Here is a 12,194-nt window from a genome sequence, read left to right as displayed (position 1 = left end):
GGAGGGCGGCATGAGCAGCAACCACCACGACCGGCCATCGCACTCGCGGCAGGACGAGCACGAGTTCGGCGAGGAGCGCGAGAGCCTATGGCGCATCGCCTTCGCGCCGACCATCTGGGCGTTCCATTTCGCGATCAGCTATGCCGCCGTCTCGGTCTATTGCTTCAAGTTCGAACCCGTGGCCTCGATGGGTGTTCTGCGCGCGGGGCTGATCGCGATGACGCTGGTGATGCTCGCCGCGATCGCGTGGATCGGCTGGCGCGCCTATCTGCGCTGGGATGTGCGCGGCACCGGTGAATTTTCGAACCCCGAGGGCAGCGCCGAGGACCGGCACCAGTTCCTCGGCCATGCGGGCTTTCTGCTGGCGGTCGTGTCGTTCATCGGCGTCGTCTACGACACGCTGCCGCTGATCGTGCTGGGAACCTGCCGGTGAAGCCGGTGCCGCTGATCCTCGGGACCGGGCTGCTGGCGGCGATCTGGGTCGCGCCGCTGTCGATGTGGCTCGGCTCGGCCTTCGCGGGGCACATGCTGCGGCACATGACCATCGTGGCGCTGGCAGCACCGCTTCTGGTCATCGGCTGGCCCGCGCTGGGTCGGGCCATGGCACTGGGTCCGCTCGCCGCCGCTGCTCTCGAATTCGCGGTGGTCTGGGCGTGGCACCTGCCGCGCGCGCATGGGCTGGCCTATGGCGCGGGGGGGTGGTTCGTGGCCGAGCAGGCGAGCTTCCTGCTCGCGGGGCTGCTGGTCTGGTCGGGCTGCCTGCGCGCGGGCCATCCGCTCGCCGGGGCGGGGGGGCTTTTGCTCACATCGATGCACATGACGCTTCTGGGCGCGCTCTTGATCCTCGCGCCGCGCGATCTCTATGCGGCGTGGTGCGGGTTGATGCCGAACCTGTCGGGCCAGCAGCTGGGCGGGATGATCATGCTCGGCATCGGCACGCCGGTCTATCTCGTGGCGGGGCTGTGGCTCACCTCCCGCGCGGTGAAGGAAAAGGAGGCCGCGGCATGAAGCAGCGGACGAGAACGGTTCTCTACACGCTGGGCGCGCTCGCCGTGGCGGGGGCGGTGGCGGGCGGCGCCACCATCGCCTTCGGGCTCTACAACGTGTCGGCGCGGGCGGGACACCTGCCGCCCACCTACTGGGCGCTGCACACGACCTATCGCAATGCGGTCGATCTCTATTCCGGCGCCCCCGAGACGCCCGCCCCGAACCTCGACGACCCGGCGCTGATCGAACTGGGTGCGCGGCATTTCGAGACGGCCTGCGCCATGTGTCATGCAGTGCCGGGGCGCGAGCGCACGGCCACCATGCGCGGCATGAACCCCGAGCCGCCGCACATCACCGGGGCCGTGGGCACATGGAGCCAGGAGGAGCTGCACTGGATCGTCTACGAGGGCGTGAAGATGTCCGGCATGCCGCAATGGCCCTCATCGCGCGAGGATGACGTCTGGGCCGCCGTGGCCTATCTGCGCGCGATCCAGAACGGCGCCATCACGCCCGGGCGGCAGGCCGAGATCACCGCGCGCGAGGCGCTGGACGCCCCCGAAGGTGCGGGGTGGTGCGCGGGCTGCCATGGGGAAACGGAGGCGCATGTGCCCCGGCTCGACATCTTCGAGGCAGATTACATTGAGGCTGCCCTCATCGCCTACCGCGAGGGGCGGCGCGAAAGCGGCATCATGCAGCACGCGGCCTCGGAGATGTCGCCCGATGAATTGCGCGCGCTGGCCGAATGGTTCGCCGGGCACGAGGCGGAGCCGAAGACGACCGGTGCTGCCGCGCCCGAGACGCTGACGCTCGGCGAAGAGCTGGCGCGCGCGGGCAGCGACGACGTGCCGGCCTGCACCGCCTGCCATGGGCCGGGGCCGCGCGATCTCGCGGGTTTCGGCGGCGAGGATCTGGAGGGGAGGTTCCCGTTCCCGCCGCTGGCCGGGCAGGACGAGGCCTATCTCATCACGCAGCTGCGGCTCTGGCGCGACGGGGTGCGCGGCGGGACCGAGGCTTACAATCTGATGCGCGTCGCGGCGCAGGAACTGGAGGAGGAGGAGATCGAGGCGCTGGCCGCGTGGTATGCCGCGCTCGACCCCGAGACCGGGGAGATCGCCGGGGCCGGCGAGGCTCCGCGCCGCCGGATCAACCCGATGCGCCTGTCCGCCGACCACTGAAACCTTTCGATGTTGCAAGGGACTGACATATTGGTGTGTTGCGCCATCACCGCCGCAAGGGCAAACCCCGGGCAGGGAGACCGGGCGGCACGACCCGGCGGCATCGACGGGAGAACGGCATGAAGCGGATGATGGCAGGGCTTGGCGGCGCGCTGATCCTCGCGGGCGGAATGGCCCATGCGCAGGAGGGCGATGCGCTGCTCGAAATGAGCTGGGACGAGATCGTCGAGACGGCGCGCGGCGGCGAGGTCAACGTCTTCATGTGGGGCGGGGCCGACAACATCAACGCCTATGTCTCGGACTACATCGGCGGCCTGCTCGAAGACGAGTACGACATCACGCTCAACCGTGTGCCTCTCTCCGACACCGCCGAGGCGGTGAACATCGTTCTGGGCGAGGTCGAGGCGGGCGCGACGACGGGCGCGGTCGACATGATCTGGATCAACGGCGAGAATTTCCGCACCATGAAGCAGGGCGACCTCGCCTGGTGCGGCTATGTCGAGAAGCTGCCCAATGCGGAACTCGTCAACTTCGACAACCCCGCCATCGCCAATGATTTCGGCACGCCTGTGGAGGGCTGCGAGGTGCCGTGGAGCCGGGTGCAGTTCGCCTTTGCCCACGACACCGCGCGCACCGACGCGCGGCCACGCTCGATCCCCGAACTGCTCGACTGGATCGCGGCCAATCCGGGCCGATTTGCCTATCCCGCGCCGCCCGATTTCACCGGCGCGGCCTTCGTGCGCCACGTCTTCACCCATGTGGCGGGCGGCCCGGACGCGTTGATCGGCCCCTTCGATCAGGCCGGGTTCGACGAGGTGGCCGACGAGACATGGGAGATCCTGAACGGGATCGAGCCGCATCTGTGGCGCGAGGGCACGACCTACCCGACTTCGATCACCCAGCTTCAGCAGATGTTCGCCAATCAGGAGGTGGACCTTTTCTTCACCTACGACCCGGCCGAGGTCGGCACGGCGGTGGTGAACGGCATTTTCCCCGAAACCGCGCGCTCCTACGGGCTGCGTGACGGCACGCTGGCCAACACCAACTACATGGTGATCCCGGTCAACGCCGCGAACAAGGCCGCCGCCATGGTGACGCAGAACCTGCTGCTCTCGGGCGAGGCGCAGCTCGAGAAGGCGCAGGCCGAAGTCTGGGGTGCTGCCACGGTGATCGAGCCGGATCGCGCGTCGGACGAGGTGCAGGCGGGCTTTGCCGCGCTGGAGCGGCATCCTTCGGTCGTGTCGATCGAGGATCTGGGTCAGGCGGCGCTGCCGGAGCTGCAGGCCGACTGGACCTCGGCGATCGAGGATGGCTGGATCGACAACGTCGGCAATTGAGGTGATCGGGCGCGGGCATCCATGGCTGTCGCTCGCGCCCGCGCTCTGCGTGATCGCGGTGCTGTTCGGCGGCGGCCTCGTGCTGGGTCTCGCGGGCTCTTTCGGCATGGGGCGCGGGGATGCCGGCCTAGACGCGTGGATCGCCGTGCTGTCGGAGGGGCGGGTCTGGCGTTCGCTCGGGCTGTCGCTGTGGATCGCCTTCGCTTCGACCGCGCTTTCCTGTGTCATCGGGCTGGGGGCCGCGTTGCTGCTGCGCCGCCGCTTTCCGGGGCAGGGGATGGCGCGGCTGCTGTTCCAGATCAACCTCACCATTCCGCACGCCGTGGGCGCGCTGGGCATCCTGTGGCTCCTGTCGCAATCGGGCTTCCTCGCGCGGCTCTCGGCGGGCGCCGGGCTGATCGACGGCCCCGCCGGATTTCCGGCGCTGACGCAGGACCGCTTCGCCATCGGCATCATCGCCCACTACGTCTGGAAAGAGGTGCCCTTCATCGGGCTGATCCTCTTGGCCAACATGCAAAGTCTGGGCGACGACCCCGAAAGCGCTGCGCGGAGCCTGGGGGCCTCGCCCTTCGGGGCGATGCGGCTGGTGCTGCTGCCGCTGCTGTGGCCCGCGCTGATCCGCGCCGGAGCCATCGTCTTCGCCTTTTCCTTTGGCGCATGGGAGGTGCCGGTGCTCTTGGGTCAGAGCGCGCCGACGGCGCTGCCGGTGCTGGCGTGGCAGCGTTTCACCGACCCCGACCTCGCCGCGCGCCCCGAGGCGATGGCGATTGCGATGCTGATCGCGCTGGTCTCGGCGGTGCTGATCCGCGCCGCCTTTGCGGGGCGGGAATGAGCACGCGGGCGCGGGTCGCGCTCGGTCTCGTGCTGATCGTGGCGCTGATCGCGCCGCTGCTGCCGCTGGCGCTGTGGTCGGTGGCACGCGGCTGGTTCTTTCCGCAGATCCTGCCCGCCAACTGGACCTTCGCACCATGGATGCAGGCCTTTGCGCCGCGCTCGGAGATCCCCGGCGCGCTCGTGTCCACGACGCTGATCGCGCTGGCCGCCTCGGCGCTGGCGCTGGGCTTGGGCATCCCGGCGGGCCGCGCGCTCGGGCTCTATCGTTTTCGCGGCAAGGTGCTGGTCGAGCTGGCGCTGCTCGCGCCTGTGATCGTGCCGGGCATCGCGGTTGGGCTCGGCATCCACGGCGTGTTCCTGCGGTTGGGGCTGACCAACTCCGCGCTGGGCGTGGTGCTGGTGCATCTGGTGCCGACGCTGCCTTACGTGATCTTCGTGATGTCGGGGGTTTTTACCAATTACGACGCCGAGGCCGAGGCACAGGCGCGCAGTCTGGGTGCGCGGCCCTTGCAGGTGCTGTGGCACGTCATGCTGCCCGCCATCGCGCCCGGCATCGTCGTGGCCGGGCTCTTCGCCTTTCTCGTGTCGTGGTCGCAATACATCCTGACGCTGACCATCGGCGGGGGCCGGGTGGTGACGCTGCCCTTGCTGCTCTATGCGCAGGCGGGCGCGGGGCGCAACGATCAGGCCGGTGTGCTCGCGATGCTGAGCCTCGCGCCCGGCCTCGTGATCCTCGCCCTCGTGGCGCGACAGCTCACGGGGCGCGGCATGGCCATTGGAGGGACGCGGTGACGCGATTGACGCTGAACGATCTGCACCTGCGCCATCCGGGCGCGGAGCGTGCGACGCTCGACGCGCTCTCGCTTGAGGTGGCGGACGGCGAGATGCTGGCGCTGCTCGGCCCTTCGGGCTGTGGCAAGACCACGGCGCTACGCGTCATCGCCGGGCTGATCGCGCCCGATGCGGGCGAGGTCCGCTTCGACGGGGCATCGGTGCTGCACCTGCCGCCCGAGCGGCGCGAGGCGGTGCTGGTGTTCCAGTCGGGGCAGCTTTTCGCGCATATGGACGTGACCGCCAATGTCGGCTTCGGCCTGCGCATGCAGCGTCGCCCGAAACGCGAGATCGCGATGCGTGTGGCCGAGGCGCTCGAACAGGTGCAGCTAGAAGGGTTGGGCCACCGCCGTCCGCACGAGCTGTCGGGCGGGCAGCGGCAGCGGGTGGCGCTGGCCCGCGCGCTGGTCCTGAAGCCCGGCCTCTTGCTGCTCGACGAGCCGCTCTCCTCGCTCGACGCGCATCTGCGCGGCGAGATGCGCGCGCTGATCGGGCGGCTGCAGCGCGAGACCGGGATCACCACGCTGGTCGTCACCCATGATCAGGAGGAGGCGGCCGTGCTGGGCGACCGGGTCGCCTTGATGCTGGGCGGGCGGATCCACCAGATCGGCACGGGTGCCGCGCTGTGGAACCGGCCCGCCGATCTGGAGGTGGCGCGCTTTTTCGGCGGCTGCAACTTCATTCCCGGTCGCTCATCGGAAGGCGTCTTCGACTGCGCGCTGGGGCGGCTCGCGCTGCCCGAGGCCGCACCCGAGGGCGAGGGCTGCCTGACGCTCCGCCCCGAGGCGATCGAGCCGGGCGAGGGCGAGAACGCGGTGACCCTGCGGGTGATCGAGACCCGCTTCGAAGGGCTGCTGACCCGGATCACCGCCGAAGGTTCGGGGCTCAGGTTCGAGGCGCTGATGCGCGCGGGGGCGGCGCGCGGCGCCACGCCGGGGCAGGACATCCGCTGGCGGCTCCCGCGCGAGGCGCTATGGGTTCTGCCCGGCGTCTGAGCCTTCCCGCGCGGGGCCGACACAATGTCGCACGACCACGTGAGAGCGGCGCTGGTGACGCCCTGTCCGGCGACTGATACCCTCCTGCGATCAAAGGAGTCTGCCCCATGTTCTCAGCCGAGATGATCCTCGACGCGACATTGCTGCCCGCGATGATGATCGCGCTCACGGCGGGGCTCTTGTCCTTTCTGAGCCCTTGCGTGCTGCCGATCGTGCCTCCGTACCTCGCCTATATGGGCGGCGTATCGGTCACCGATCTCTCGGCCGCCAAGACCGACCGCAGGCGGGTGATGACGGCGGCGCTGTTCTTCGTTCTCGGCCTTTCGACGGTGTTCCTGCTGCTTGGCGTCGCCTTTTCGGCGTTGGGGCGGGCCTTCCTGCAGTTTCAGGACTGGTTCAACGTCATCGCCGGGATCACCATCATGATCTTCGGCGCGCATTTCGCCGGCGTCATCCGCATCCCCTTTCTCGACCGCGAGGCGCGGATCTCGGGGGGTGATCGCGGCGGCTCGGCCTTCGGGGCCTATGTGCTGGGCCTCGCTTTCGCCTTCGGCTGGACGCCCTGCCTCGGGCCGATCCTCGGCACCATCCTCGGGCTGGCGGCGACCGAGGCCGACGTGGCGCGCGGCGCGGCGCTGCTGGCGGTCTATGCCGCCGGTCTCGGCATTCCCTTCCTGCTGGTCGCGGCCTTCTTTCCCCGGCTGGGGGGCGCGATGGCATGGATGAAGCGGCACATGGGTCGGATCGAGCGGACCTCGGGGCTGCTCCTGTGGACCGTGGGCCTGATGATGCTGACCGGGCAGTTCTCGGATTTCAGCTTCTGGCTGCTCGAAACCTTTCCCTCGCTCGCGGCGCTCGGCTGAGGCCCGCATTCGGCCTTATGGTGGCCCGCTTCCTCCTCTAGTCTGGGGCCGAAAGGGGAACGGTCATGGACGGATCATCGATGCGGCGGGTGCGCCGTCGGCGGGTGTTCTACATCCCCGGCTTCGATCCTATACACCCGCGCCGCTACCGCGAGCTGTATCGAACCGAAGGGGCCGCGCAGGCCGATCTGTCCGGCTTCGATCTGTCGCTCTCGCCCGCGCGCGGCCGCCGCTTCGGTTGGGACGTCGCGGCCCGGATCGAAGGCGGCGAGGTGCAAACCGAGTTCGAGGTGCTGGTCTGGTCCGACATCGTGCGCGAACAGATGCAGGGCGGCGTCCTCGCCACCTATGGCCAGCTTCTACGCACCGCCTGGACCTACATGTCGAGCGGCGCGCTGGGGCGGCTGATGCGGCTGCGCAAGGGGCCGGTGATCGCGGCGCTCTACCCGGTGGTGATGCTGCTGATGCAGCTTGGGCTGGGGCTGGCTCTGGGGACGCTCGCGGGCGGCCTCGCGGCGACGCTCGGGCGCTGGGCGGGCCTGCCGGGCTGGGTGGCCTACTGGCCGGTGCTGGCGGGTGTGACCTGCGCCGTGCTGGTGTGGTGCAAACGCCATGACCGCCGCGTCTTTGCCTATTATTTGATGCACGACTACGCCTTTGCCGCGCGGTGGGGAGGGGCCAATCCTGCGGCGCTCGAAGCTCGGCTGGCGCTGTTCGAGAATCACATCGCCGCGGCCCTGTGCGAGGATGTGGACGAGGTGCTCGTGGTGGGCCACTCCTCTGGCGCGCATCTGGCGGTTTCGGTGCTGTCGGACCTGATCCGCGTCGGGCGCAAGCCCGCGGGCGGCCCGGCCTTGGGTTTCATGTCGCTGGGGCAGGTGGTGCCGATGATGTCGTTCCTGCCCGAAGCCCGCCGCCTGCGCGCCGATCTGGCCTATCTCTCGGCACGCGAGGAGCTGACATGGCTCGATGTGACGGCGCCGGGCGACGGCTGCGCCTTTGCTTTATGCGACCCGGTGGCGGTGTCGGGTGTCGCCCCCGAGGATCAGCGCTGGCCCCTGGTGATCTCGGCCGCCTTCACCCGCACGCTGAGCCCCGAGCGCTGGCACGCGCTGCGCTGGCGGTTCTTCCGGCTGCATTTTCAGTATCTCTGCGCCTTCGACCGGCCGGGCGATTACGATTATTTCCGCGTCACCGCCGGGCCGCTGACGCTGGCCGCGCGTTTCGCGGATCGCGCGCCGTCGCGGCAGGCCATCCGCCGGCCCCTGTCGCCGCATGTCGCCGTCACTGCATGACGCTTCCGCCCAAGCCCGTCGCCCGCGCGCCGCGCGTATCGCTGTGGCGGCACCTGCGGCTGTTTCGGGCCGATATCCTCTCGGCCCAGCCCGCGCGGCTCTACCGTGCCTGGATGGCCGAGTTCCGCACGCCGTTTTTTCGCTCGGTGCTGATTAACGATCCCGCATTGCTGCGCCGCGTGCTGAACGAACGCCCGCGCGACTTTCCCAAATCCGACCGGATCGGCGCGGGGCTGCGCCCGCTTCTGGGAGACTCGGTGTTCCTCACCAACGGCGCAACATGGGAGCGGCAGCGGCGGATCATCGACCCGGCCTTCGAGGGCGGCAAGCTCAGGGACAGCTTCGCCGAGATGCACGCGGCAGGCGCGGCGGCGGCGGCGCGGCTCGCCCCGCTGGCGGACGGGCGCCCGGTCGAGATCGAGGAACAGGCGAGCCACGCCGCCGCCGACGTGATCTTTCGCACGTTGTTCTCGATCCCGATCGAACACGAGACGGCGCAAGCCACATATCGGGAATTCCATGCGCATCAGCGAAGCCAGCCGCTTTTGAACCTCGCGGCCTTCGTGAAGGGGCCGCGCTGGATGCCGCGCCTGCATTCGCGTGCGACCCGTCGCACCGCGCGACGCATCAGGGGACTTATCGCAGGGCTGGTGGCGGCGCGGGCCGAGGCGATCGCGGCGGGCGAGGCGCCGCGCGACCTCGCCACCAAGATCATGACCACGCCCGATCCCGAGACGGGGGAGCGGTTTTCGCCCGATGAGATGGTCGATCAGGTGGCGATCTTCTTTTTGGCCGGCCACGAGACCAGCGCCGCGACATTGGGCTGGACGCTTTACCTTCTGGCCACGCATCCGCAGATTCAGAAGCGCGCGGCACAGGAGGCAGCGGCGTTTTCAGGCGAGTTCGCAGGGCTTTCCAAGCTGAAGCTCATCCGCGACTGCACGCGTGAGGCGCTGCGCCTCTATCCGCCGGTCCCGATGATGGTGCGCGAGACCACGAGGCCCGAGCGGTTCCGCGACAGGGATCTGCGCCGCGGCACGCAGGTGGTGCTTTCGCCATGGCACCTGCACCGGCACGAGCGGTTCTGGGACGATCCCGACGGCTTCGATCCCGACCGCTGGGGACGGGCCGATACGAAAGACAGCGCCCGGCGGGCCTTCCTGCCGTTCAGCGCCGGGCCGCGTGTCTGCCCCGGCGCGGGGTTTGCCATGGCCGAGGCGGCGGTGCTGCTGGCAGCCTTGCTGGCGCGCTACCGGTTCGAGCCGGTGGTGGGCGACGTTCCGGTGCCGGTGGCGCATCTGACGGTGCGGTCCAAAGCCGGGATCAGGTTGCGCGTGATGGCGCGGGATTAGCCAGACCTCATCGAAAAAGTCTGCACGTTCCTTCGAAGGAACGTGTCAGTGCAAAAGGCCGGACCGGATCGCGGTTGCAGAAGATCACGACCTGCCGGGCATTCTCGATGGCGCGATAACCGCGCCCCTCAACGATTCATGAACCGCCGCAGCACGAAGACCCGGATCGCCGACGCCAGCCCGACATCGCCCCGGCCCGCGTCGATCTCGGCGGCAAGTCCGTTGATCGTCGTGCCCTCGGCGGCCGCGATGTCCCGGAAGGCACGCCAGAACACGTCTTCCAATGATACGCTGGTGCGGTGCCCCCTGAGCGTCAGGGACCGCTTGACGGGACGGCCGTCACTCATCGTCGCGGCGGTGCCCGTCGAGCCGCCTTGCCGCCGCATCGGCCTCGGCTGCATCGCGCGCCTTCTCGGCCTTGCTGCGACCGAACTTCGCGGCATTGGCGTCGGCGCGGGCCCTGTTCTCGGCCCGCGCCTTCTGCTTCCTGAACTGGTTCAGGTTCACCGGCTTCATTTCGGGCCGATCATCTCCTCGGGGCGCACCACGCGGTCGAAGGTCTCGGCATCGACGAAGCCGAGGTTGATCGCCTCCTCCTTGAGGGTGGTGCCATTCTTGTGTGCTGTCTTGGCAACCGTGGTGGCGTTGTCATAGCCGATGGTTGGCGCCAGCGCGGTGACGAGCATCAGGCTTTCGCGCATCAGCTTGTTGATCCGCTCCTCGTTGGCCTCGATGCCCGCGACGCAGTTGTCGGTGAAGGCGGTGCTGGCGTCCCCGATGAGCTGCATGGATTGCAGCACGTTGTAGGCCATCATCGGCTTGTAGACGTTGAGCTCGAAATGCCCCTGCGATCCGGCGAAGCCCACGGCGGCGTCGTTGCCCATCACATGCGCGCAGACCTGCGTCAGCGCCTCGCACTGGGTCGGGTTGACCTTGCCGGGCATGATCGAGGAACCGGGCTCGTTCTCGGGCAGCATCAGCTCGCCCAGACCGCAGCGCGGGCCCGAGCCGAGCAGGCGGATGTCGTTGGCGATCTTGAACAGCGAGGCCGCGACCGTGCGCAGCGCGCCCGACATCTCGACCATCGCGTCATGCGCGGCCAGGGCCTCGAACTTGTTGGGCGCGGTGACGAAGGGCAGGCCTGTAATCTCGGCCATGTTGGCCGCGACCGTCTCGCCCCAGCCTTTCGGCGTGTTGAGCCCGGTGCCCACGGCGGTGCCGCCCTGCGCCAGCTCGTAAATCGCGGGCAGTGCCGCCTTGACGCGGCGGATCCCCATCGCGACCTGATGCGCGTAGCCGCCGAACTCCTGTCCCAGCGTCAGCGGGGTCGCATCCATCGTATGGGTGCGGCCGATCTTGATGATGTCCTTGAACGCGCCGGCCTTCGCGGCCAGCTCGGCGTGCAGCTTCTCCAGCCCCGGCAGCGTCACGTCGCGCGCGGTGGTGGCCACGGCGATGTGCATCGCGGTGGGGAAGGTGTCGTTCGAGGACTGGCCCATGTTGACGTGGTCGTTGGGATGCACCGGGTCCTTGGAGCCGATGGTGCCGCCCAGCATCTCGATGGCGCGGTTCGAGATCACCTCGTTGGCGTTCATGTTCGACTGGGTGCCCGAGCCGGTCTGCCAGACGACGAGGGGGAAGTGATCGTCGAGCTTGCCCTCCACGACTTCCGAGGCCGCCGCGATCATCGCGTCGGCGATCTTCGCGTCGAGCTTGCCGCGGTCCTTGTTGGCCTCGGCGCAGGCCTGCTTGATGACGCCCAGCGCGCGCACGATGGCCACGGGCTGCTTTTCCCAGCCGATCGGGAAGTTCAGGATCGAGCGCTGCGTCTGCGCCCCCCAGTAGCGGTCCGCGCGGACCTCGAGCGGGCCGAAGCTGTCGGATTCGGTGCGGGTGGGGCTGGTCTGGCTCATCGCGGTCTCCCTGGTATGCCGTCGCATGCCATCTACCGCGTGGGCCCCCTCCGGGGCAATTGCCTAATTGCGAAGGGCCGCGCGGCTCAGGACTTGCGAAAGCTGTCGAGGCTGACGACCTGCGCGTCGCCCTTTTTGGGGGCATCTTCCTCGGGTTCGGCCATCTCCTGCATCGGCGCCTCTTCGTCCTCCTCTTCCTCCTCGTCGTCCCCCTCCTGGTTCTCGAAGCGCAGGCCGAACTCGACCGAGGGGTCGACGAAAGTGCGGATCGCATCGAAGGGGATGTAGAGCGGCTCGGGGCTGTCGCCGAAGTTGAGCGTGATCGAGAATCCCTCGTCGGTGACGGTGAGATTGTCGAACCAATGCTGGATCACGATGGTCATCTCGCCCGGATAGCGGTCGGAGAGCCAGTCGGCGATCTCCACGTCGGGATGCATCGTGTCGAAGGTGATGAAGAAGTGGTGCTTTCCAGGCAGCCCCTCCGTGGAGATGCGGGTGAGCACCTCCTGAATCAGCCCGCGCATCGCCCGATGCATCAGGTTTCCGTAATCGATCGAACGGTGGGCAGGGCGGGTCACGTTACGTCATCCTTTCGCGGTCGAGGCAAGCATA

14 protein-coding genes are annotated in these 12,194 nt (G+C 68.7%); 10 read left to right on the top strand and 4 right to left on the bottom strand.

Going from position 1 to position 12,194, the window contains the following annotated elements; genetic code table 11:
* The first annotated feature begins 10 nt into the window (after nt 1–10).
* The 10 genes from ACJASC_RS04665 (at nt 11) to ACJASC_RS04620 (ending at nt 9,669) form a co-directional block, all read left to right on the top strand.
* On the top strand, nt 11–433 hold the full coding sequence (locus ACJASC_RS04665) for a hypothetical protein (protein WP_415143958.1): 423 nt from the start codon (nt 11–13) through the stop codon (nt 431–433).
* Nucleotides 430–1,008: a cytochrome c oxidase assembly protein gene (locus tag ACJASC_RS04660; RefSeq protein ID WP_415143956.1), complete on the top strand. Its 579-nt coding sequence runs from the start codon at nt 430–432 to the stop codon at nt 1,006–1,008. Before ACJASC_RS04665 ends, ACJASC_RS04660 begins: the two co-directional genes overlap by 4 nt.
* Nucleotides 1,005–2,162: a c-type cytochrome gene (locus tag ACJASC_RS04655; protein ID WP_415143954.1), complete on the top strand. Its 1,158-nt coding sequence runs from the start codon at nt 1,005–1,007 to the stop codon at nt 2,160–2,162. Before ACJASC_RS04660 ends, ACJASC_RS04655 begins: the two co-directional genes overlap by 4 nt.
* A gap of 119 nt (nt 2,163–2,281) precedes the next feature.
* Nucleotides 2,282–3,499, top strand: a complete 1,218-nt coding sequence (locus ACJASC_RS04650; protein ID WP_415143952.1) for an ABC transporter substrate-binding protein — start codon at nt 2,282–2,284, stop codon at nt 3,497–3,499.
* Nucleotides 3,471–4,331, top strand: a complete 861-nt coding sequence (locus ACJASC_RS04645; RefSeq protein ID WP_415143950.1) for an ABC transporter permease — start codon at nt 3,471–3,473, stop codon at nt 4,329–4,331. Before ACJASC_RS04650 ends, ACJASC_RS04645 begins: the two co-directional genes overlap by 29 nt.
* Entirely contained in the window at nt 4,328–5,125 is a 798-nt protein-coding gene (locus tag ACJASC_RS04640) for an ABC transporter permease (RefSeq protein ID WP_415143948.1), read from the top strand. Before ACJASC_RS04645 ends, ACJASC_RS04640 begins: the two co-directional genes overlap by 4 nt.
* Nucleotides 5,122–6,159, top strand: a complete 1,038-nt coding sequence (locus ACJASC_RS04635; protein WP_415143946.1) for an ABC transporter ATP-binding protein — start codon at nt 5,122–5,124, stop codon at nt 6,157–6,159. The genes ACJASC_RS04640 and ACJASC_RS04635 overlap by 4 nt, the downstream gene beginning before the upstream one ends.
* A gap of 107 nt (nt 6,160–6,266) precedes the next feature.
* On the top strand, nt 6,267–7,022 hold the full coding sequence (locus ACJASC_RS04630; protein ID WP_415143944.1) for a cytochrome c biogenesis CcdA family protein: 756 nt from the start codon (nt 6,267–6,269) through the stop codon (nt 7,020–7,022).
* A gap of 65 nt (nt 7,023–7,087) precedes the next feature.
* The gene (locus ACJASC_RS04625; RefSeq protein WP_415143942.1) at nt 7,088–8,317 is read left to right on the top strand and encodes a hypothetical protein; all 1,230 of its coding nucleotides are present in this window, start codon (nt 7,088–7,090) and stop codon (nt 8,315–8,317) included.
* Nucleotides 8,314–9,669: a cytochrome P450 gene (locus ACJASC_RS04620; protein ID WP_415143940.1), complete on the top strand. Its 1,356-nt coding sequence runs from the start codon at nt 8,314–8,316 to the stop codon at nt 9,667–9,669. The genes ACJASC_RS04625 and ACJASC_RS04620 overlap by 4 nt, the downstream gene beginning before the upstream one ends.
* Before the next feature lie 128 nt (nt 9,670–9,797).
* On the opposite strand, the gene ACJASC_RS04615 is transcribed toward ACJASC_RS04620, so the two are convergent.
* The 4 genes from ACJASC_RS04615 to ACJASC_RS04600 all read right to left on the bottom strand — a co-directional run bounded on the left by ACJASC_RS04615 (nt 9,798) and on the right by ACJASC_RS04600 (nt 12,118).
* Entirely contained in the window at nt 9,798–10,016 is a 219-nt protein-coding gene (locus tag ACJASC_RS04615; protein WP_045320566.1) for a ribbon-helix-helix domain-containing protein, read from the bottom strand.
* Nucleotides 10,009–10,185 (bottom strand): DUF4169 family protein, encoded by a 177-nt coding sequence (locus ACJASC_RS04610; RefSeq protein ID WP_021695829.1) that lies wholly within the window; start codon nt 10,183–10,185, stop codon nt 10,009–10,011. The genes ACJASC_RS04615 and ACJASC_RS04610 overlap by 8 nt, the downstream gene beginning before the upstream one ends.
* Nucleotides 10,182–11,582 carry a class II fumarate hydratase gene (gene fumC, locus ACJASC_RS04605; protein ID WP_415143937.1) on the bottom strand — a complete coding sequence of 467 codons (1,401 nt, stop codon included), beginning with the start codon at nt 11,580–11,582 and terminating at the stop codon, nt 10,182–10,184. Before fumC ends, ACJASC_RS04610 begins: the two co-directional genes overlap by 4 nt.
* Nucleotides 11,583–11,668: 86 nt before the next feature.
* Nucleotides 11,669–12,118 (bottom strand): SspB family protein, encoded by a 450-nt coding sequence (locus ACJASC_RS04600; RefSeq protein ID WP_415144198.1) that lies wholly within the window; start codon nt 12,116–12,118, stop codon nt 11,669–11,671.
* Nucleotides 12,119–12,194: the final 76 nt, after the last annotated feature.

The sequence above is a fragment of the Limimaricola cinnabarinus genome (genome assembly GCF_047631075.1).
Lineage (GTDB): Bacteria > Pseudomonadota > Alphaproteobacteria > Rhodobacterales > Rhodobacteraceae > Limimaricola > Limimaricola cinnabarinus.
The sequence above is the reverse complement of the archived record's forward strand: the minus strand, read 5'-3'. Positions and strand labels throughout refer to the sequence as shown.